At 58.9% G+C, this 20,491-nt stretch carries 24 protein-coding genes; 21 read left to right on the forward strand and 3 right to left on the reverse strand.

Going from position 1 to position 20,491, the window contains the following annotated elements:
- The 11 genes from RFER_RS02740 to fliR all read left to right on the forward strand — a co-directional run bounded on the left by RFER_RS02740 (position 1) and on the right by fliR (position 8,062).
- On the forward strand, positions 1-684 hold the full coding sequence (locus RFER_RS02740; RefSeq protein WP_011462876.1) for a flagellar assembly protein FliH: 684 nt from the start codon (positions 1-3) through the stop codon (positions 682-684).
- Positions 674-2,089 (forward strand): flagellar protein export ATPase FliI, encoded by a 1,416-nt coding sequence (gene fliI, locus RFER_RS02745; RefSeq protein WP_011462877.1) that lies wholly within the window; start codon positions 674-676, stop codon positions 2,087-2,089. The genes RFER_RS02740 and fliI overlap by 11 nt, the downstream gene beginning before the upstream one ends.
- Positions 2,086-2,553 carry a flagellar export protein FliJ gene (gene fliJ, locus RFER_RS02750; protein ID WP_011462878.1) on the forward strand — a complete coding sequence of 156 codons (468 nt, stop codon included), beginning with the start codon at positions 2,086-2,088 and terminating at the stop codon, positions 2,551-2,553. The genes fliI and fliJ overlap by 4 nt, the downstream gene beginning before the upstream one ends.
- Positions 2,550-3,734: a flagellar hook-length control protein FliK gene (locus tag RFER_RS22870; RefSeq protein ID WP_011462879.1), complete on the forward strand. Its 1,185-nt coding sequence runs from the start codon at positions 2,550-2,552 to the stop codon at positions 3,732-3,734. Before fliJ ends, RFER_RS22870 begins: the two co-directional genes overlap by 4 nt.
- Positions 3,735-3,848: 114 nt before the next feature.
- Positions 3,849-4,448, forward strand: a complete 600-nt coding sequence (locus tag RFER_RS02760; RefSeq protein WP_011462880.1) for a flagellar basal body-associated FliL family protein — start codon at positions 3,849-3,851, stop codon at positions 4,446-4,448.
- Positions 4,449-4,469: 21 nt separating this feature from the next.
- Complete coding sequence (gene fliM, locus RFER_RS02765; protein ID WP_011462881.1) at positions 4,470-5,459, forward strand: flagellar motor switch protein FliM; 990 nt, start codon at positions 4,470-4,472, stop codon at positions 5,457-5,459.
- A gap of 4 nt (positions 5,460-5,463) precedes the next feature.
- Positions 5,464-5,883, forward strand: coding sequence for a flagellar motor switch protein FliN (gene fliN, locus RFER_RS02770; RefSeq protein ID WP_011462882.1), 420 nt, complete (start codon positions 5,464-5,466; stop codon positions 5,881-5,883).
- Between the two features lie 8 nt (positions 5,884-5,891).
- Positions 5,892-6,206, forward strand: a complete 315-nt coding sequence (locus RFER_RS02775; RefSeq protein WP_166485641.1) for a flagellar biosynthetic protein FliO — start codon at positions 5,892-5,894, stop codon at positions 6,204-6,206.
- A 139-nt stretch (positions 6,207-6,345) separates the two neighbouring features.
- On the forward strand, positions 6,346-6,999 hold the full coding sequence (gene fliP, locus RFER_RS02780; RefSeq protein ID WP_244095911.1) for a flagellar type III secretion system pore protein FliP: 654 nt from the start codon (positions 6,346-6,348) through the stop codon (positions 6,997-6,999).
- 9 nt (positions 7,000-7,008) lie between these two features.
- Positions 7,009-7,278 carry a flagellar biosynthesis protein FliQ gene (gene fliQ, locus RFER_RS02785; protein ID WP_041790070.1) on the forward strand — a complete coding sequence of 90 codons (270 nt, stop codon included), beginning with the start codon at positions 7,009-7,011 and terminating at the stop codon, positions 7,276-7,278.
- Between the two features lie 16 nt (positions 7,279-7,294).
- Positions 7,295-8,062: a flagellar biosynthetic protein FliR gene (fliR, locus tag RFER_RS02790; protein WP_041790072.1), complete on the forward strand. Its 768-nt coding sequence runs from the start codon at positions 7,295-7,297 to the stop codon at positions 8,060-8,062.
- Positions 8,063-8,107: 45 nt separating this feature from the next.
- Here the strand turns inward: fliR and RFER_RS02795 are convergent, their stop codons facing one another.
- Both RFER_RS02795 and RFER_RS02800 read right to left on the reverse strand, forming a co-directional pair.
- Positions 8,108-8,737 (reverse strand): response regulator, encoded by a 630-nt coding sequence (locus RFER_RS02795; RefSeq protein WP_011462887.1) that lies wholly within the window; start codon positions 8,735-8,737, stop codon positions 8,108-8,110.
- A 34-nt stretch (positions 8,738-8,771) separates the two neighbouring features.
- Positions 8,772-9,866, reverse strand: coding sequence for a hybrid sensor histidine kinase/response regulator (locus RFER_RS02800; protein ID WP_041790074.1), 1,095 nt, complete (start codon positions 9,864-9,866; stop codon positions 8,772-8,774).
- A 206-nt stretch (positions 9,867-10,072) separates the two neighbouring features.
- Between RFER_RS02800 and RFER_RS02805 the strand changes: the two genes are divergently transcribed.
- The 7 genes from RFER_RS02805 to RFER_RS02835 all read left to right on the forward strand — a co-directional run bounded on the left by RFER_RS02805 (position 10,073) and on the right by RFER_RS02835 (position 16,470).
- Entirely contained in the window at positions 10,073-10,516 is a 444-nt protein-coding gene (locus tag RFER_RS02805) for a hypothetical protein (RefSeq protein ID WP_041790076.1), read from the forward strand.
- A 42-nt stretch (positions 10,517-10,558) separates the two neighbouring features.
- The gene (locus RFER_RS02810; protein ID WP_011462890.1) at positions 10,559-10,921 is read left to right on the forward strand and encodes a response regulator; all 363 of its coding nucleotides are present in this window, start codon (positions 10,559-10,561) and stop codon (positions 10,919-10,921) included.
- Between the two features lie 47 nt (positions 10,922-10,968).
- Positions 10,969-13,158 carry a chemotaxis protein CheW gene (locus tag RFER_RS02815; protein WP_011462891.1) on the forward strand — a complete coding sequence of 730 codons (2,190 nt, stop codon included), beginning with the start codon at positions 10,969-10,971 and terminating at the stop codon, positions 13,156-13,158.
- A gap of 24 nt (positions 13,159-13,182) precedes the next feature.
- Entirely contained in the window at positions 13,183-13,671 is a 489-nt protein-coding gene (locus RFER_RS02820) for a chemotaxis protein CheW (RefSeq protein WP_011462892.1), read from the forward strand.
- An 81-nt stretch (positions 13,672-13,752) separates the two neighbouring features.
- A complete protein-coding gene (locus RFER_RS02825) occupies positions 13,753-14,604 on the forward strand; it encodes a CheR family methyltransferase (RefSeq protein ID WP_404818622.1) in 852 nt (283 codons plus the stop codon).
- A gap of 62 nt (positions 14,605-14,666) precedes the next feature.
- The gene (gene cheD, locus RFER_RS02830; protein WP_011462894.1) at positions 14,667-15,371 is read left to right on the forward strand and encodes a chemoreceptor glutamine deamidase CheD; all 705 of its coding nucleotides are present in this window, start codon (positions 14,667-14,669) and stop codon (positions 15,369-15,371) included.
- A gap of 10 nt (positions 15,372-15,381) precedes the next feature.
- Entirely contained in the window at positions 15,382-16,470 is a 1,089-nt protein-coding gene (locus tag RFER_RS02835; protein WP_041790078.1) for a protein-glutamate methylesterase/protein-glutamine glutaminase, read from the forward strand.
- On the opposite strand, the gene RFER_RS02840 is transcribed toward RFER_RS02835, so the two are convergent.
- The gene (locus RFER_RS02840; protein ID WP_011462896.1) at positions 16,471-18,066 is read right to left on the reverse strand and encodes a GMC family oxidoreductase; all 1,596 of its coding nucleotides are present in this window, start codon (positions 18,064-18,066) and stop codon (positions 16,471-16,473) included.
- A 171-nt stretch (positions 18,067-18,237) separates the two neighbouring features.
- On the opposite strand from RFER_RS02840, the gene RFER_RS02845 reads away from it, so the two are divergent.
- The 3 genes from RFER_RS02845 to RFER_RS02855 all read left to right on the forward strand — a co-directional run bounded on the left by RFER_RS02845 (position 18,238) and on the right by RFER_RS02855 (position 20,434).
- A complete protein-coding gene (locus tag RFER_RS02845) occupies positions 18,238-18,693 on the forward strand; it encodes a MarR family winged helix-turn-helix transcriptional regulator (RefSeq protein ID WP_011462897.1) in 456 nt (151 codons plus the stop codon).
- A gap of 75 nt (positions 18,694-18,768) precedes the next feature.
- Entirely contained in the window at positions 18,769-19,197 is a 429-nt protein-coding gene (locus RFER_RS02850; RefSeq protein ID WP_011462898.1) for an organic hydroperoxide resistance protein, read from the forward strand.
- Positions 19,198-19,306: 109 nt separating this feature from the next.
- Positions 19,307-20,434 carry a DUF2855 family protein gene (locus RFER_RS02855; protein WP_011462899.1) on the forward strand — a complete coding sequence of 376 codons (1,128 nt, stop codon included), beginning with the start codon at positions 19,307-19,309 and terminating at the stop codon, positions 20,432-20,434.
- Positions 20,435-20,491 lie beyond the last annotated feature (57 nt).

The raw sequence follows: 20,491 nt of genomic DNA on the forward strand, positions 1-20,491 counted from the left end.
ATGCGCAACTATTCCCGTTTTATCCCCGGCGAAGAGATTGATGCGGTTGAGCAGTGGAATTTTGCCGCGGTGGACACCGCGTCCTTGTTGCTGGCAGCGCAGGTCAAGGTGCGCGATGAAGCCGCCGAAGAGTCCAAACAGGAGGCGTGCAGGCAGGCGGGTTATGCCGAGGGCTTTGCACAAGGGCGAGCCCAGGCGACCATGGAGGCGCAGCGCCAGATGGCCGACTTTATCGCCCATCAGGGCAGCGATGCGGCACGCCAGTTCGCACAACTTTTTGCCACGGTGCAAGCGCAGTTGGCCGAGGCGGAGCAGGTGATGGCCCAGGGCACGCTGGAGCTCGCGTGCGAGCTGGCGCGTCAGGTGCTGCGCCGTGAATTGTCGGTGGACCCGAAGGCCGTGCAGCCTGTGATTCGCGAGGCCTTGGGCCTGCTGGCGGCCGACACCAAGAGTGCCGTGGTGCGCTTGCACCCGCTGGATTTGAACGTGCTCGAAGAGGTCGTTCGCACCGAGTTTTCTTCTTTGTCCTTGACTTTGCTGGCGGATCCGACCTTGACCCGAGGCGGCTGTCTGATCGAGTCAGCCGGCACCGTGGTGGATGGCACCCTTGAAAAGCGGTGGATGCGGGCGGTCGCCAGTCTGGGGCTTGATTCGTCCTGGGAGGAGCCCGCTGATGAACAGTGACGCCTCGGTCAAGTGGCAGCTCTTTATGGACAGTGCCCGCAAGCGCGTCAGCACCGGCAGCACGCTGGCGCTGCGCGGCACCCTGACGCGGCTGACCGGCCTGGTGCTTGAAGCAAGCGGCATTCGCGTGCCGGTGGGTTCGCAGTGCCTGGTGACGATGAAGGCGCAAACACCGGTGCTGGCCGAGGTGGTCGGGTTTTCAAACGACCGTGCTTTCCTGATGCCAGCAGGCGATGTGCATGGCTTGTCCAGCGGCGCCAGTGTGGAACCGGCGGCGGCGTATGTGGCGGTGCCGCGTTTGGGCGAGCGCCGCCAGACCGAGCGCATTTCGGGTTACGCCACATTGCGCCTGCCCCTGGGGGACGGCTTGTTGGGGCGCGTCGTGGACGCGCAGGGGGCGCCAATGGATCGCCGCGGTCCGATTGAGGACGTCACGGCGGTGCCGCTGGATCGGCAACCCATCAATGCGATGGACCGGGCGCCGGTGCGTGAAACGCTTGACACCGGGGTGCGCGCCATTAATGCGCTCCTGACGATTGGCCGGGGGCAGCGTATTGGGCTGTTTGCCGGCTCCGGCGTGGGCAAGAGCGTCCTGCTGGGCATGATGGCACGCTACACAAAGGCAGATGTGATTGTGGTGGGCCTGATCGGAGAGCGCGGGCGTGAAGTCAAGGAGTTTATTGAAGATATTCTGGGCGACGATGGACGCGCCCGCTCGGTGGTGGTGGCGGCCCCAGGCGACGCGCCGCCGCTCTTACGCATGCAGGGGGCAGCCTACGCCACGGCCATTGCGGAGAGTTTCCGGGACAAGGGCAAGCACGTGTTGTTGCTGATGGATTCGCTCACACGCTACGCCATGGCGCAGCGTGAAATTGCGCTGGCGATCGGCGAACCGCCCGCGACCAAGGGTTATCCGCCGTCCTGTTTTGCCAAATTGCCCCAGCTGGTGGAGCGCAGCGGCAATGGCTTGCATGGGGTGGGCTCGATCACCGCTTTTTATACCGTGTTGTCTGAGGGTGACGACCAGCAGGATCCGATTGCCGATGCGGCGCGGGCGATTCTGGACGGGCACATTGTGCTGTCGCGTGCGCTGGCGGAGTCGGGGCATTTCCCCGCCATTGACATCGAGCAGTCGGCATCGCGCGTGATGCACAACGTGGTGCCACAACAGCATTTTGAGATGGCGCGGCGATTTCGGGCGATTAACTCGCGCTATGAAAAAGGCCGCGATCTGGTGCAGATTGGCGCCTACGTCGGCGGCTCCGATCCGGCGCTGGACGAGGCGATCCAATTGCACGATGACATGGCCAGGTTTTTACAGCAGGATATGTTGGAGGCGTCCACCTTGGATGCCAGCGTGTGCGCCATGGCGAAGGCCTTGGATCATGAAGAGGCCGTGGCATGAGTGCCGTCAAGAGTTTTTTGCTGGCGATTGATCTGAGCACGCGCAAGCGTGATGAGGCGGCGCAGGATTTGATGCGGGTCCAAAGTGCCCACGTGTTTGCGCAGGACCAGATGAACCAGCTGGAAGTCTACGCAGCAGAGACGGCGTCCAGGTGGACGGCCTGCGCCCAGGTTGGCACCACCCCGGAGTTGATGCGTCATCACTACCAGTTTCTGGATCGTCTGCAGCATGCCATTGGGCTGCAACAAGGGGTGCTTGCAAATGAGAGCCGTAAAGTGGCGCAGGCCAAGCGACTGGTGCTGGAGGCGGAATTTCGGCTGGTCAGTTTGAAGCAGGTCCTGAAAAAGAAGCAGGCCGGTCTGGCGCTGGTTCAAACCCGTCGCGAACAAAAGCAAATGGATGAGTTTGCCGCCTTGCAGACCCGTCGCACAAGCGCCGGGCATTTCAGTGGAAATCAATTATGAGCGTTGAATCAAGCAGCACGGCCAGCAGTCCCAAAATACTGGGGGCAGTAGAAAGCAGCAGCGCCAAGGACAAAGGCAAAGTGAAGTCAGGGGAGAAACCTGATGATGTTCCGGGTGGTTTTCTGGCGCTGATAACGGCTCTCGATTCGGATACCGATGTGAGCGCGGAGGTGAGCGTGGCGACGACAGCCCCGGATGCCGATCCTGCCCTGTTATTGGCGCAAGCTGGTGCAACTGGTGCCGTTCGTGCCGTTGGTGCCGGTGGTGCAACTGGTACCGTTGGTGTTGGTGCGGTAGGAGCGAAGGCGGGTGTTGCCAATGAACCGCTTGCACAAACAACGTTACCAACGAGTGGGCGGGCTTCATCCGCAGCCTCTCTTTTGAACCTGGAGCCAGGCAACCCCAAGCAGGCAGTTGATGCGATGCTGGAGCAGGCGGCGCAGACCTCGCCCGCCTGGTCCACCAAGGGCAAGGGTGCCGGGTTTCAGTCGGCTGTCAGCGCCACCGTAGCGGACGCGCGGGCAGTGCAGCAGGCCGGGCGCGCGGACTCGGCTGCGAGCGAGCCCGCGTTGTCGGGGACGCTGCTGAGCGGCGAGGGTGCACTGCTCAGCAGCGAAATAGGTGACGCCTTGCTCAAGCCAGTGCAGCGCTCTGCCAACAAGTTTTCGGGGCTGTCGGCCAACGCTGGCATGGAGGGGGCATGGGGGCATCAAGCCCTGCTGGCGGGAAACCGTGTCAATACGTCTGTTGCGCTGGCCAGTCCGTCGATGCAGTCGCTTGGGCCGGCGGTGGCAGATACGGTGAGCTATTGGGTGACGCAAGGGGTTCAAAACGCCGAGTTGAAGCTTGATGGCTTGGGTGGTGAAAGCGTTGAGGTGAAAATATCGCTCAAGGGCGATCAGGCGCACATTGGTTTTCGCACGGACCAGCCCGAGATTCGTCAGATGCTCGAAGGGGCGCTTGCCCACCTGAGGGACGCCTTGAAGAGCGAAGGTCTGGTGCTGTCTGGGGTTTCGGTAGGCGCATCCGGCCAGGATGGCTCGGGAGCGCAGGAGCAGCGCAATCCCCCCGGCATCCGTCAAGCCGGCCAGGCCAACCTGATAACGACGGAGCAGCTACCGACGCCAGGCCAGCAGCGAGTTAATCTGACGGTGGGTCGGGCGCTGGATCTTTTTGTGTGAAGATGCCAACTGAAAAAACTGCTGTAAGCCATGCTTTCTGATGGTTTATTCGGCGCTTGTGGCCGTGAATGTGCTCAATAATGCTCTTCAACTCAATTTGTTCAAGGAAATCCAGTGGCGACCAAACCTGACGCAGCCAAGCCCGACGCCGTCAAACTTGACGCGGACGAGCCAGGCAAAAAGCCAGTCTGGCGCAAAAAAATGCTGATCATCGTCATTGCCGGGGTGATGGTCCTGGTTTCAGCGGGTGGAGGTGCGTTTTTCTTCATCAGCAAGAAGCGTGCTGCTGCTGCCGTGGAGGGCACAGGCGGCGCGTCAGCAGTTGCTGTAGAAGCAGCACCAAAAGGGCCGCCGGTTTACTTGCCACTGGACAATATGGTGGTGAATCTGGCTGACCCGGGGGGTGAGAAGGTGGCGCAGGTGGGTATTACCCTGCAAGTGGTCGATGCTCACGCTTCGGAGTCAGTCAAAGCCTATTTGCCGTCTATCCGCAGTGGTGTTCTGATGCTGATTTCGCAGCGAACGGCCGCAGAGCTTTTGACGCAAGAGGGCAAGCAAAAGCTGGCCAAGGATATTTGGCGTGAAACCCTGATTCCGTTTGGCGGTGGCGAAGCAGGTGCGGCCCCGGCTGGCGTCAAGAAGAAAGCTGCCAAGGCGGCTCAAGCTGAACTGCCGGTGGTGGGCGTGTTGTTTTCCAGCTTCATTGTTCAGTAGCGGCGTAACCGGGACTGGTTTATGAGTGAATCCTTTCTCTCCCAAGAAGAAGTTGATGCCCTGTTGGAGGGGGTCACGGGCGAAAGCCAGAAGCTTGTTGAGGAAGTGCACGAGAAGGGTGAGGTTCGCTCTTACAACATATCGAGTCAGGAGCGTATTGTTCGTGGGCGCATGCCAACGATGGAAATCGTTAATGAGCGATTTGCGCGCAACCTGCGGGTGGGGCTTTTTAACTTTATCCGGCGCAGCCCCGAAATTTCGGTGGGACCGGTGACGGTGCAACGCTACAGCGCTTTTTTGCGTGAACTGGCAGTACCCACCAACTTCAATATTGTGGCGATCCGGCCCTTGCGCGGCAGTGGCATGATTGTTTGTGAACCATCGCTTGTTTTTGGCGTCATTGATACGCTTTACGGGGGTATCGGCAAGTTTCAGGCCCGGATCGAGGGGCGTGATTTTTCCGCCACGGAGCAACGGGTCATCAACCGCTTGGTTGATGTGATTACGGAGGAATACAAGAAAGCCTGGAAAGGTGTCTATCCGCTGGAGCTTGAATATCAACGCTCTGAAATGCAGCCGCAGTTTGCCAATATTGCCACGCCCAGCGAGATTGTGATTTCGACTTCGTTCCAGCTTGAAATTGGTGAGATTGCGGGTTCGATTCATTTTTGTATGCCCTACGCGACGCTGGAGCCGATTCGCGACATACTGTATTCATCGACCCAGGGCGATTCCATTGAGGTGGATAAGCGCTGGGTGAATGTCTTGACACAGGAGATTCAGGCGGCTGAAATAACGTTGGTGGCTGAACTGGCCCGTGCCGACGCGACCGTTGAACAGTTGCTGGCCATGAAGACCGGGGACTTTATTGAACTTGATCGTCCCTCACGCATTGAGGTGACGGTGGAGGGCGTACCGGTGTTTGAGTGCCAGTATGGGACGCACAACGCAAAATATGCAATTCGCATTGACAAAAGTTTGAGGGGTAATGACCTCAACTGGAAGGGATAACGTTATGGCAATTGATGAGAAACCAGCAGAAGATGACGGCATGGCCGATTGGGCTGAGGCCCTGCTGGAGCAAAAAAGTTCGGAGCCCACCGCAGAACCAGGGGGTGTCCTGGCAGGGGACACGTCCCATTCTTTTTCCTCATCGGATGCGCCGATCAGCGATATCAATCGGGTCCTTGACATTCCGGTTCAGCTGTCGGTTGAGTTGGGTCGAACCAAGGTGCCGATCAAGCATATTCTTCAGTTAGGGCAAGGCTCGGTGGTGGAGTTGGATGCCTTGGCCGGTGAGCCGATGGATGTGTTGGTGAACGGCTATTTGATTGCGCAGGGCGAGGTCGTCGTGGTGAATGACAAGTTCGGCATTCGCCTGACCGATGTCGTGACGCCGTCCGAGCGGCTGCGTCGTGTCAGCAAGGGTGGTTGATGCAGCCGATGACGCAAGCACTGCTGTCGGTTGGCCTGTTCGTCCTTCTATTGGCACTGGTGCCGATCGGACTCAAGTGGCTGCAAGCCCGCTCGGCGGCCGGGGCCGGGGGGGTCCTGGTGGCCTCCAGAGTTATTTCTGCGGTGGCGGTGGGGCCGCACCAGCGCGTGGTCACAGTTGAAGTCGGACCCGAGGGCGCGCGTGTCTGGCTGACGCTCGGCGTGACGGCGCAAGCCATTACCTGCCTGCACAGCGCAGCGCTTGACCCCCATGGGCAAGCAAGCCTGGCGCAAGCGACTCAAACTCCGCCTGCGCAGCTGTGACGGAGAGTATGTGGTGAGCGATCAATTTGTTTATTCGGCGCTTGGCAAGGGACCGCTGTCCAAGGTGGCGGTGGTGTTGCTGGCGATCCTGACGCAGTCGGCGGCACTGGCCCAGAGCGCAGGGCAGTTGCCTTTGCTGATGGGGTCGGGGCCCTCGGGAGTGAGTTTTTCGGTGCCGATCCAGACACTGCTGTTTTTTACTGCCCTGTCCTTTTTGCCGGCCGTCTTGCTCATGATGACGGGCTTCACGCGCATTGTGATCGTGTTGTCACTGATGCGCCAAGCCTTGGGTACACAGTCGGCGCCACCGAATCAGGTGATTGTCGGGTTGTCGCTTTTCCTGACATTTCTGGTGATGGGGCCAACGCTGGACAAGGTCTACAGCGAGGCTTATCTGCCCTATACCAATAGCGGGATGCCATTTGAGCAGGCGCTGGCCAAAGCGGAGGACCCGTTGCGCCAGTTTATGAGCAAACAAACGCGGCAGTCGGATCTGGCGCTGTTTGCCAAGCTGGCCAAATTGGAACCGGGCGCAACAGCCCAGACCGTGCCGATGCGGGTGCTGGTGCCGGCGTTCGTCACGAGCGAGCTTAAATCGGCGTTCCAGATTGGGTTCATGATCTTTATTCCTTTTCTGGTGATCGACATTGTGGTCGCCAGTGTGCTGATGTCGCTGGGGATGATGATGTTGTCGCCGGTGTTGGTGGCCTTGCCGTTCAAACTGATGTTGTTTGTGCTGGCCGATGGCTGGAATCTGCTGATTGGCTCTTTGGCCGCCAGTTTTGTGACCTGAGGGAAGCTCGTGAACGCACAAATGGTTTTGACAATGGGCCAGGAGGCATTGATCATGTTGCTGATGGTGTCTGCGCCGGTGCTGGGGGTCGTGTTGGTGGTGGGTTTGCTGGTTAGCCTGTTTCAGGCGGTGACCCAGATCAATGAGGCCACACTGGCTTTCGTGCCCAAGCTGGTGGCGGCGATGGCGGTCTTTGCGCTGGCCGGACCGTGGATGCTCAGTATCCTGGTTGACTATATTCGTCGGACTTTCGAAGCGATCCCGTCGGCCGTGATGTGAGTCGGGGGACGCGTTCGTGATCGCATTCACCGAAGCCCAGTTGGTGACGTGGCTGTCACCCATGATCTGGCCATTTTTGCGGGTGTTGGCCGTATTTACCGCCGCCCCCCTCTTTTCTTCGAAGGCATTTCCGCTACGCGCCAGGATTGGGCTGGCCTTCTTCATTGCCTTTGCCGCGCAGCCCAGTCTGCAAGGTCAACCGATCATCAGTATTTCCGGGCCTGAGGCCATGGGCGCGGTTGCACAGCAGGTGGGAATCGGCCTGGCGATAGGGTTCACGGTGCGGCTGGTCTTTGCGGCGGTGGAACTGGCGGGCGAGGTGGTGGGTTTTCAGATGGGGCTGGGCTTTGCCTCGTTTTTCAATCCAGCCCTGAATACCCAGTCCAGCGCCGTCGCGCGTTTTTTTGGACAAATGGCCACTTTTTTGTTCGTCGTGATGAATGGTCATTTGATGGTCTTGATGGCCGTGATCAAAAGTTTTGATAAATTTCCAGTGAACCAGAATTTTCTTGAAGCCATCGGGCAAATGAAGATTTATGATTTTGGGACGGACTTGTTCGCCAGCGGGCTGTGGATTGCCTTGCCGATGGTTGGCATGTTGCTGTTTGCCAACCTGGCACTGGGCATCGTCTCCAGGGTGGCGCCACAAATGAATATTTTTGCCATCGGTTTCCCCGTCACATTGACTGTCGGCATGGTGGGTATTGCCGCGACCTTGCCCATGCTGGATCAACCTTTTATGACGCTCATGGAGCGGGCGATTGACATCTTTGCCGGCAAATGACAGTTTGACCTGTTGCGCTTCGGATGGCGTCGCCTGGGCCGGGTGTCAGACCAACTCGTTGCGAATGGCGTAGACCGTGAGTTCGGCGTTGTTGGAGAGTTTGAGTTTTTCCAGCACCCTGGCGCGGTACACGCTGACGGTTTTGGGGCTGAGCATGAGTTCTTCGGCGATGTCCGCCAGGCGCTTGCCAGAGGCAATTTTCAGCAAGGTCTGCAGTTCCCGCTCTGACAATGCGGCATGCAGGGTCTGGTTTTCGGGGATGCTCAGGCTTTCGACCAGCATGTGGGCAACTGCGGGTGTGACGTACTTGCCTCCCTGGGCAACAGTCCGGACCGCGCTGATCAGGTCGGCCGGGTCGCCGGCCTTGTTCAGGTAGCCTTGCGCGCCAGCCCGCAGACACCGAATCGCATACTGGTCTTCCGGGAACATGGAGACGATCAACACCTTGATGGGTGAGTGGGCTTCTTTCAGGCTGGACAAAACCTCCATACCGCCTCGGCCCGGCAGATTGAGGTCGAGGACCAGCACGTCACAGGTCGCGTTGCGCATGGCCTCGCGAACTTCAGCATAGCTACCGGCTTCGGCGGTGACTTGAATATCAACCGCCTCCGCCAGCGTGTCGCGGATGCCGCGTCGTGTCATGGCGTGGTCGTCGCAAAGAATAACGTGAATCATCTGGGTTGGCTTTCGGGTCGGTGCCTGAATCGGATTACGCCAAGGGCACGGACAGAATGATTGAAGTTCCGCTGCCCAGGTGGGTGCTGACGTCTAGCCAGCCGCCCACGGTCTTGGCTCGTTCGTGGAGACCCCGGACGCCAAACGCTTGCGGCTTGCTAAGCTCGATGGGCGAGATGCCTTTGCCGTTATCCTTGATTTCAAGCGTCAAGACGTTCTCTGCATCGGACAAGTCGATGGTGACCTGGCTGCAGTCCGCGTGTTTGGCAATATTGGTCAGGGCTTCCTGTGCCGTGCGGTAGGCCACCAACTGCACGGCCTTGGACAGCGTGCCCGCTTCTGGTGCCGCATGCACGGTAGTTTTTATGCCCGTGCGCTTTGCAAAACCTCCGGCAAGCCATTGAACGGCAGCGACCAGACCTTGATCCAGAATGGCGGGACGCAAATTCATCATGATGCGCTGACTTGCCCCAATCGCCTGCTGCAGCATCTCGGTGGCCGCTGTGATGTGCTGCTGGGTCACGGGGTCGGCTGTGTGTCGGCCGATCCAGGAAAGATCAAAGCGGACGGCGGCCAGCGCGCCGCCAATGTCATCATGAATTTCGCGGGCAATTGCAGCACGCTCTTGTTCTATGGTCATCTGTAAATGCTCGGCGAAATCCGCCAGCCTTTTCTCGGACCTGGCCAACTCGCTGTCGGCCATTTCTTTGGCCCGTCGAATGTCGTGGACCTCAAGCGCGCGGCGGATGACCTGCGCCAGTCGGCCCAGGTCGTCTTTGGCCAGGTAGTCGCTGATGCCCGTTTTGATGGCCGCAACGGCGGCCGGCTCGCCAATGGCACCGGACAGCAAGACGAAGGGCGGTTGTCGTGTCTGTTGTTGCAGGATATGCCAGGCGTCCAGTGCCGTAAAGCCGGGCAGTCGATAGTCCGCCAGAATGACATCAAATTCGAACTCTTTGACCCGCCGTCCAAACTCGTTAAGGGTTTCTACCCGCTCAAGCTCGCAGGGCTGGTGCGACTTGAGTAACGCCCGTTTGACGAGTTCATGGTCAAGGGCGGAATCTTCCAAGTGCAAAATTCGTAGCGGACGGGGATGAGGATGTGTTTGCGCCATGGTGAACGGTATCATTGTCGGCGATGCCCGTAAATGAAGGTGACCAGCATCAGTGCAGCAGTGGGGTCTCATGGCCTCTTATATTGGTCTAACAGTGCCTGAAATTGCATTAGTATCGGAGCTTCCTGCTAACCTGGCCCTGCATAAATTTTAGTGCGCCTGAAAAGTCATGACCCAAATCGTGGCTCATGCGATGCTTGGTGAAGAGATTGGATACAAGAATGCAAGCAAATCAGACAAGCTATTCAGTGCCCGCCGTGCAGTTGCCCGTCATGTTGGTGGCGGAGGTGCAGGATTCGTTGCTGGTTGTGGTTCATGATTTAAACCGTCTTGACGGGCTGTTGGTGCACACGATGGAGAACCTGATGGAACGGTTCACCTGTGCCAGTGCCAATCTGGCTGACCCCATGCTGGTCGACTCCGCTGCACTTGATGCTGTTCGTAGCGCCCTGCGGGCGGCGGTGACCGAGTTACAGTTTCAGGATATTGCCTCGCAGCTGATCGTTCATACTTCCAAGATCCTTCAGGGTTGCGCCTACCGGCTGGCGTCCGAGTCCATGGGGCTCGAAGATGGCGAGGCGGTGCCGTTTGTTGAAGAGGTGCCGGAGCGCCCCAACCCGGTCACCCAGGATGCCATGGACGCTGGTTCCATTGAGCTTTTTTAAACGCCCCCATTTACCCCCTAACTGAAATAGTCGGAGCCTTACATGTCTTTAATACTCGCTGTTGACGACTCGCCGTCCATGCGCAAGATGGTGTCGTTTACTTTAACCGGGGCTGGCTACCAGGTGGTGGAAGCGGTTGATGGTGTAGATGCCTACGAAAAAGCGCAGGCGCAATCATTTGATCTGGTTCTGACAGATCAGAATATGCCCCGGCTTGATGGACTCGGGTTGACCCGTAAGCTCAGGGATCATCCGCAGTTCAAAACCGTTCCAATCCTGGTGTTGACTACGGAGTCGAGTGATTTGATGAAGCAGGCCGGGCGGGCCGCTGGTGCCACCGGTTGGTTGGTCAAGCCGTTTGACCCGGCTCGATTGCTTGAGGTCATTAAAAAAGTGATCAAGTAACGCGTTCAGAGATAGTTGGGTTGTCACAAGGAACACAGGAGATTGATATGGCGGAAGCGCACCAGGAAAGTAGCAGTACGGCGGCGGATTTTGATCTCAGCCAGTTTTATCAAATATTTTTTGAAGAGGCCGCAGAGAATCTCGATCTGATGGAGCAGATGCTGCTCAGCTTGAATCTTGAGACTGCAGACGATGAAGAGTTGAATGGGATTTTTCGTTGCGCCCATTCCGTCAAAGGCGGCGCGGCCACCTTCGGCTTTTCGGATGTGGCCGAGTTAACGCATCAAATGGAATCGCTGCTGGATCGTTTGCGTCGCCATGAATTGCAGCCCAACTCCGCCATGGTCGATGTGCTGCTTGAGTCAGCAGATGCCTCGCGCGGCTTATTGGCGCGTCATCAGGCCGGGGGAGAAGGCGATGCCCCCCCCACCGCGGATTTGGTGCGCCGCATCAAGGCCCTGGTTGCAGGGGAAGTGGCGCAGGCGCTACCGAGCGTAGCGCCCCCGCAGCCGCTGCCGACACCTGTGGTTGCGCCTGCGATTGTGGCAGTGCAGTCCAAGGCCGTGCTGGCGCCGACCCCTCAGCCATCGAACACAACACGCTCGCTTGAAATTCGAATCGGGCCTTTGGATCACCCGGCGCAAGCTGATGCGATCAAGGAATTGTTTCGTGATATTGAAGGTTTGGGTGACATCACGGTAGTGGCTTGCAATCAGGCTGACACACGGGTCTTCGCCGTTGAAACCTCGTCCACGGATGCAGATTTATTGGATTTATTCGCATTTCATGTTTCAAGGGAACAGGTGTCCATCAAGGAGGTTGACAACGTCGCCGTCATGCCTGAGACCGGTTTAGGATTTTTCGATGGCGCTGCGGGTTCGCACGAAACATCGCTCTATGATGATCCTCCACCGGGAGCACCCTTGGCCCCGGCGCCAGGTTTTGGTTTTTTTGATGGTGCGCCTGGCGCCCCTGTTCCTGTCGCCGCTGCCACCGGCGTGGCCGGCGGGCTCAGCGGGTCAACCGCTTCTGCGCGGGGGGGGGGCAAGGCGACAAGCCCAGTGGTCCAGCCAGAGGCCGCAACGATCCGGGTGGCTATCAGCAAGGTGGATCAACTGATCAATCTGGTGGGCGAGTTGGTCATTACACAAGCCATGCTGGCGCAAAACAGCAGGGCGCTTGACCCGGCGCTGTACCAGCAACTGCTGACGGGCCTGACTGATCTGGACCGCAACACGCGCGATTTGCAGGAATCCGTGATGTCGATCCGGATGATCCCAATGTCGATCGTGTTCAGCCGCTTTCCGCGCATGCTGCGTGATCTGGCGGGCAAGCTCGGCAAAAAAGTTGATTTCGTCACGCAGGGTGAGGCCACTGAACTGGACAAAGGCCTGGTCGAAAAGATAACCGATCCGTTAACGCACCTGGTGCGCAACAGTTGTGACCACGGTATTGAAATGCCCGCTGATCGCATACGCGCCGGCAAGTCTGAAACTGGCACGATCACGCTGTCAGCAGCCCATCAGGGCGGCTCCATTGTGATCGAGGTGCGCGACGATGGTCACGGCATGTCACGTGAAAAGATTTTGACCAAAGCACGGGAGCGTGGCATGGACGTGTCGGATCAGATGCCGGACTCTGAAGTCTGGATGCTGATTTTTGCGCCCGGTTTTTCCACCGCCGAGGTGGTGACCGATGTGTCAGGGCGAGGCGTTGGCATGGATGTGGTCAAGCGCAATATTGCCGCCTTGAACGGCACGGTGGAGATTGATTCGGTTGAGGGTTATGGCATGAAGGTGTCGATCCGGCTGCCGCTGACACTGGCCATCATGGATGGCATGTCGGTCGGCGTTGGCGACGAGGTTTACATCTTGCCGCTGTCCTCCGTGGTGGAGTCATTCCAGGTGAAGTCGGATGCCGTGAGCACGGTCGGGCAGGGCGCCCAACTGGTGAAAGTGCGCGACGAATACATGCCGGTGATCGAACTGGAAAAAGTCTTTCAGGTGCCACGCTTTGATTTTGACAAGTCAAGCGACATCATGGTGGTGATCGAGGCCGATGGCAGTCGGGTCGCCTTGCTGGTGGACGAATTGCTGGGTCAGCAACAGGTGGTGGTAAAAAACCTGGAGTCCAATTACCGAAAAGTGCCCAACATATCGGGCGCCACGATTCTGGGTGACGGCAAGGTGGCGCTCATTCTTGATACCGGCGCGCTGGTGCGCCGCTCGCGCCACTAAGGCAGCAATTAGCAGGAGAAAAACATGGGTGCGATGGAAAGAATTGGCGAAATGACCTCGGCTGGTGCACGTGAGTACTTGACGTTCCGGCTTGATCAGGAAGAGTATGGCATTGACATTCTGAAGGTGCAGGAAATTCGAGGCTATGAGCCACCCACGCGCATCGCCAATGCGCCTAATTTCATCAAAGGGGTGGTTAATCTGCGTGGCACGATTGTGCCGATCGTGGACATGCGGCTGAAGTTCAATTGTTCCAAGGCTGAATACGATTCCTTCACGGTGGTCATCATTCTCAATCTGCACAGCCGAATCGTCGGCATTGTGGTGGATTCGGTCAGCGATGTGATGGAACTTCCGCCCGAGAGCCTGAAGGCAGCGCCGGATGTCGACAGTGTGATCGACGGCGATGCCGTCCTGGGGCTTGGCTCGCTGGGTGACCGCATGTTGATATTGCTCGACATCGAAAAGCTGATGTCAGGTGTCGACATGGCATTGGCACCTGATGTCGTTTGAAAACCTCTCAGCCTGTGTTTTGACGTGGTCGATAGCATGGCGCTAGTCAGGACGGATGTTCGTCCCAATGCCGCAGTGCGTATGCCAGTGGGCGGCGTATCGGACGCGGGTGGCGCGGACATGCAGGGTCGTGAATTTGCCTGGACCGATGCTGATTTTGACCGGGTTCAGGCCTTGATCTATCAACGCGCCGGCATCAGTCTGCACGACGGCAAACATGCCATGGTGTACAGCCGCCTGTCGCGGCGCCTGCGCGATACCGGGTACCAGAGCTTCAAGGACTATCTGGGTTGGCTTGAGACGCATGACGGCCCCGAATGGCAGGAATTTGTCAACGCCCTGACCACCAACCTGACTTCTTTTTTCCGAGAGCAACACCATTTCGAGATTTTCGCCAGCCACTTGAAATCCAGGCCCGCGGGCACGGCCTGGCGGGTCTGGTGCAATGCCGCGTCGACCGGTGAGGAACCCTATTCAATCATCATGACCGCCCTGGAGGCGCTGGGTCCCCAGGCGAATTTGACGCTGACGGCCAGCGACATTGACTCCAAGGTACTGGCTTCTGCCGCGCAAGGCGTTTACCGGCTTGAAGGACTCAAGGGTGTTAACGAGGAGCGCATCCAACGTTTCTTCCTGCGCGGCAAAGGGGGCAACGCGGGCATGGCCCGCGTGAAGCCAGAACTGCAGCGCATGATTGAATTCATCAGTGTCAATCTGATCCGCGATGACTGGCCGTTTCGCCAGCCCTTTGATGTGGTGTTCTGTCGCAACGTCATGATTTATTTTGATGCGCCCACCCAGCGCAAAGTGCTTGAACGGATCCATCGCGTGATGGTCCCCGGGGGCTTGCTGTTTGTGGGGCACGCTGAAAATTTCAGCGAGTCGCGCGACTTGTTTGTTCTAAAAGGCAAAACCGTCTATGAACGTCGTTGAGTATTTGTGCGTGCACAACGGCGTCCCGGCTTGCGACCGCTCCCGTTGATGGTAAGGCACCCATGAACATGTTCGCATCTGGGACGGCCGCTTTGCCGCTTCGCGCTTCGGGCGTGGTTGTTGCGCCCACGGTATTGGCGGGTGGGGCTTTGTCGCGCGTTGATCAGTTGAAGGCGCAAATCCGCAACCCTGGCGAAGCTTCTTTTTTTTACCGTGACCATCATTTTCAATATGACGCGGTCAAGGTGCTGCCGGGCGAGTACTTTGTGTCCGCCGAAGATCTGGTCATCATGACCGTCTTGGGCTCGTGCATTTCGGCCTGCATCTGGGATGGCAGGGTCCGGGCCGGGGGCATGAACCATTTTATGCTGCCCGATGGCGACAGCGTTGATGGTTTTGGTCGCTATGGTTCGTATGCCATGGAGTTGCTGATCAACGAATTGCTGAAAAAGGGCGCACGGCGCGAGTCGATGCAGGCCAAGGTGTTTGGCGGCGCGGCGGTCATGGCGGGTTTTACCACCATGAACGTGGGTGAACGCAACACCAAATTTGTCTTGGACTACTTGGCGACGGAGCGAATCCCGGTGGTGTCGCAGGATGTGCTGGATATTCACCCGCGCAAGGTTTGTTTTTTCCCGGTGACCGGCAAGGTGCTGGTCAAGCGGCTGGCCCATTCGCATCCGGAAACGCTGGCCGTGGAAGAGCGCAAAGGCAATGCCGCGACCGTAGCCAAAGCGACGTCTGGTGGCTCGGTGGATTTGTTTTGAGGATATTGAATTGAAAAAAATTCGCGTGGTGGTGGTCGATGATTCTGCCTTGGTGCGCAGTCTGTTGGCGGAAATCATCAATCGGCAAAAGGACATGGAATGTGTGGGAACTGCCAATGACCCCCTGATCGCACGGGAAATGATCCGTGAACTCAATCCTGACGTCCTGACCCTTGATATTGAGATGCCACGGATGGATGGCATCGATTTTTTGGGTCGGCTCATGCGTTTGCGGCCGATGCCGGTGGTGATGGTCTCGACCCTGACCGAGCGTGGTGCCGAAATTACGATGAAGGCGCTGGAACTTGGTGCCATTGATTTTGTGGCCAAGCCCAGAATTGGTGTCGCTAGCGGCCTGACCGAGTTGTCGGACCAAATCGTGGAGAAGGTTCGCATCGCCGCGACGGCACATGTTAGACGCGCCCCGGCTGTGCCTGCTGCTGCCACCCCGGCCGTGGGGGGGGCAGTGGGTGGTCACGCCCCGGTGGCGTCTATCGGCCGCGTGTCGACCGAGAAGCTGATATGTATTGGCGCCTCGACCGGTGGTACCGAGGCCATCAAGGAAATACTGACGCGTCTTCCCGCCGACTCACCTGGCATCGTGATCACCCAGCACATGCCACCGGGCTTTACCACCAGCTTTGCCGCGCGACTGAACAGCTTGTGCCAGATTGCAGTGCAAGAGGCGGTCAACGGTGAGCGCATCCTGCCGGGACACGCCTATATCGCACCGGGCGGCAAACAATTCCGGGTCAGCCGCAGTGGTGCCAATTATGTGGCGCTGGTGGAAGATGGCGAGTTGGTTAATCGGCACAAACCGTCGGTTGAAGTGCTGTTTAAATCGGTCGCCAGCGTGGTGGGTCGCAATGCGTATGGTGTCATGTTGACCGGCATGGGCAACGATGGCGCCAAGGCGATGCGCGAAATGAAGGATGCCGGCAGCTACAACTTTGTGCAGGATGAGGCGTCCTGCATCGTCTTTGGGATGCCGCGTGAAGCGATTTTGCATGGTGCCGCCGACGAAGTGTTGCCGCTGACGGCCATCGCGCCCGCGCTGATCGCCAAGCTGAGCAGCGCCACAGACCGTTACCGGGTGTGATCAAAGCACTTGCGCCGCTTTGATCATGTCGGCCGCCTTCTCGGCAATCATGATCACCGGTGCGTTCGTGTTGCCGCTGACCACGCTGGGCATGATGGAGGCATCCACCACGCGCAGGCCTTCCAGCCCGCGCACCCGCAACTGCGCATCCACCACGTCCAGGGGGCCATTACCCATGCGGCAACTGCCCACCGGGTGGTAAATCGTGTCGGCGTGGTCGCGAATGAACTGTTCGATCTGGGCGTCACTTTGGGCGTGGATCGACGCTTCCAGTTCCCGTCCGCCCAGGGCTGCCAGGGCCGGTTGGGCCAGAATCCGGCGTGCCAGCTTGAAGCCGCGCACCATGCGGTCCATGTCATCGCGGTCGCCCAGAAAATTGGGGTCGATCAGGGGCGTGGCAAGCGGGTCTTTGCTGGCCAGTTTGACGCTGCCCCGGCTGCGCGGGCGTAGCAGGCACACGTGACAAGAAAAGCCATGGCCAAAGACGACAGTGCGGCCGTGGTTGATCAGCTTGCCAATCACAAAGTGCAGCTGGAGGTCGGGTGTTGCCTCAATCGGCTGACTCTTGATGAAGCCACCCGCTTCGGCAAAATTTGTGGTGAGGATACCGCTGCGGTGCTGGCGCCAATCCACAATGCCTTTGATGAGGTGCCGCATGCCCGTCAGGGAGATGCCAAAAAGATCTTTGGCGCCTGGTGCATTCACGACCAACACCACGTCAACGTGGTCGTGCAAGTGCTGGCCGACGCCAGGCAGGTTGTGTTGCGTGGCGATGCCCATTCCGACCAGGTGGGCATGTTCGCCGATGCCTGAGAGCATCAGAATCTGGGGTGAATGCAGCGCACCCGCACACAGCAGCACTTCGCGACTGGCTTTGAGTTGCTTGACTTGGCCCTCGTGCTGAAACTCCACGCCGACGGCGCGTTTGTGCTCCAGCAGAATGCGCGTGGTGTGGGCGCCGGTAAATACCTGCAGGTTGGGGCGTGCGAGGTTGGGCGTCAGATAGGCTTTGGCGGCGCTGAAACGCTCACCGTTCTTGTGTGTCACCTGGTACATGCCCACGCCTTCCTGGGTGGCGGCGTTGAAGTCAGTGTTGTGCGCATAGCCCGCTTGTTGACCGGCCTGTACAAACGCCGGGCTATACCGGTTGGGGCAGCGCAGATCCATCACGTTGAGCGGGCCATCACTGCCATGAAAAGCGTCCCCGCCCCGCTCGTTGTGTTCAGCCCGTTTGAAGTAGGGCAGCACATCGTCATAAGCCCAACCGGCGTTACCTTCGGCCGCCCAAAGGTCGTAATCCTGTCGCTGACCGCGGATGTAAATCATGGCGTTGATTGAGCTGGAACCGCCCAGCACCTTGCCTAGCGGCGAATAGCCTTGGCGGCCATTGAGGCCGGGTTGCGCCACCGACGCCACCTTCCAGTTGGCCTGGCCCGTTTGTGCCATCAGGGCGAGCCCGGCGGGACAGTGGATCAGCACGCTGCTGTCGACGGGGCCCGCCTCAAGAAGGGCCACCGTGATCTCCGGGTTTTCGCTCAGCCGTGCGGCCAGCACGCAACCAGCCGAGCCACCGCCAACAATGATGTAGTCAAACATGGGTTTCTCCGCGGCACTTTGTGAATCAGGGTCGTGTGCCTCTCGTGGACCATAGCTCATACTGGCGCCGGCAATTAGAGGTGGATCCCAAGGTGGTCCCTCTGGCGCTGCGGCGTCAAAGGGCATGACAATTAAATTGTCAACAATTGAATTGTGTGCTACATTTGATTTATGCTCTCTCAAAACTCAAATCCCCAGCGCGACCCCGAGCTGCTACTGGACAACCAGCTGTGCTTTGCGCTGTATTCCACTTCGCTGGCGATGACCAAGATTTACCAGCCCTTGCTGGCGGCGCTGGGGCTGACTTATCCCCAGTACCTGGTGATGCTGGTGCTGTGGGAGCAGGATGATGTGAGTGTGTCGGCTTTGGGAGAGCGACTGTTTCTGGACTCTGGCACGCTCACGCCGCTGCTCAAACGCATGGAAGCGGCGGGTTTTCTGCGGCGAACCCGTTCCAGCCTGGACGAGCGGCGGGTGCAGATCGCCCTTACCGATAGCGGGCGTGAGCTCAAGGCGCAGGCCGCCAAGGTGCCCGCTTGTGTGGTCAGCGCCGCGCATTGTCCGGTGGCCGAGCTGATGGCATTGACAAAAAAGGTTCAGGCCCTGCGCCGCCAGCTGACGGCCTGATCGCGCGCTGGCTTCCAGAGATTTCCATTTTTTCAACCCGCTTCGACGCAAGAAGCTATTTTTTCAGGAAACACCATGGTCACCAAAGTCGAAAAAGTTGTCTACCAGGCCCACGCCACGTCCACGGGCGGGCGCGACGGCAGCACCAGAACATCAGACGGTCTGCTTGACATCAAGCTTGCAGTACCGAAAGAAATGGGCGGCGCCGGCGGTGGCGTCAACCCCGAGCAGTTGTTTGCAGCCGGCTACAGCGCCTGCTTCATTGGTGCCATGAAGTTTGTGGCCGGTACTCAAAAACTGGCCATGCCAGCCAATGCTTCGATTGACGCCACCGTGGGCATTGGCCAGATTCCAGCGGGATTCGGCATTGAGGTGCAAATGGTGGTGCATCTGCCGGGCATGGACCGCGCGGTGGCGCAGGCCCTGATTGACAAGGCGCATCAAGTGTGCCCTTACTCCAACGCCACACGCGGCAACATTGAGGTGACCCTGACGCTGGCGTGATTCTTGTGACAGGCAGGCATGATTGGCAGACCAGGCGGCCGTCACTGTCCTGTCACCTGGGTGGCCGGTTCCGATTGCAGGAGCAGGCTGCATCGTTTATGGTTGCCCCATGACCACACTTGATTTTCTGGTTCGCAAGGACCAACTCGCCAAAACGGAACTGCGCGGCGCACCAGAGTTGCCGCTGAGCGACGGCGAAGTCCGCGTGCGCATTGACAAATTCGCGCTGACCTCCAACAACATCACCTACGCCGCATTTGGTGAGGCGATGAACTATTGGTCCTTCTTCCCGGTTGTTGCCTCGCAGGACCCAGGCTGGGGCCGCATCCCGGTGTGGGGCTTTTCCACCGTGGTGCAGTCATTGCATCCCGCTGTGGCGGTGGGGGAAAGGTTCTACGGCTACTACCCCATGTCCAGCAGCGTGGTCTTGCAACCCACGCGTCTGTCATCGGCCGGGTTCGCCGATGGCGCTGCGCATCGCGCCGCGCTGCACCCGGTGTACAACCAGTACTCGCGCTGCAGCGTCGACCCGTTTTATACCGGCGACAGCGAAGACACGCAGGCCTTGCTGCGCCCGCTGTTCATGACCTCGTGGCTGATCGATGATTTTCTGGCCGACAACGACTTTTTTGGCGCCCTGGGCGCGCACGGCCAGCGTGGGGTCATGCTGCTCTCCAGCGCGTCCAGCAAAACGGCTTACGGCACGGCGTTCCAACTGGCCCAGCGACCGGGACTTGACGTGGTGGGGTTGACGTCGGCGGCGAATGTCGGGTTTTGCGACAGTCTGGGCTGCTACCAGCGCGTGCTGAGCTACGAACAACTCGACCAGATTGAGGCGGCCACACCGTGTGTCTACATCGACTTTGCCGGCAATGCCGACCTGCGCCGGGTCATTCACACCCGATTCAAAAACCTGAGGTACAGCAGTTCCATCGGTGGCACGCATGTTGAACAACTGGGTGGCGCCAAGGACTTGCCCGGCCCTCGCGCCACCTTGTTTTTTGCCCCGGCGCAGATCAAAAAACGCAACACAGACTGGGGCGCTGATCAACTGGGCCGACGTCTGCTGCAAGCCTGGCAGGCTTTTGTCGCCAAAGTCACTGACCCGGCTGAGCCCTGGCTGGTGGTGGAGCGACATCAGGGCCCTGTGGCGGTGGAGGCGGCGTATCGGCAGGTGCTGGCGGGGCGCGGTGACCCGCGTCGGGCTCACATGTTGTCGCTGAACCCGCACGCCTAGGCGCCCGTCGGGGCCATCCGTCCCGCCGTCATGGCCGAAAACCCAGCATTGCGACGT

It is taken from the genome of Rhodoferax ferrireducens T118 (genome assembly GCF_000013605.1).
In the GTDB taxonomy this organism is placed as follows: Bacteria; Pseudomonadota; Gammaproteobacteria; order Burkholderiales; family Burkholderiaceae_C; genus Rhodoferax; species Rhodoferax ferrireducens.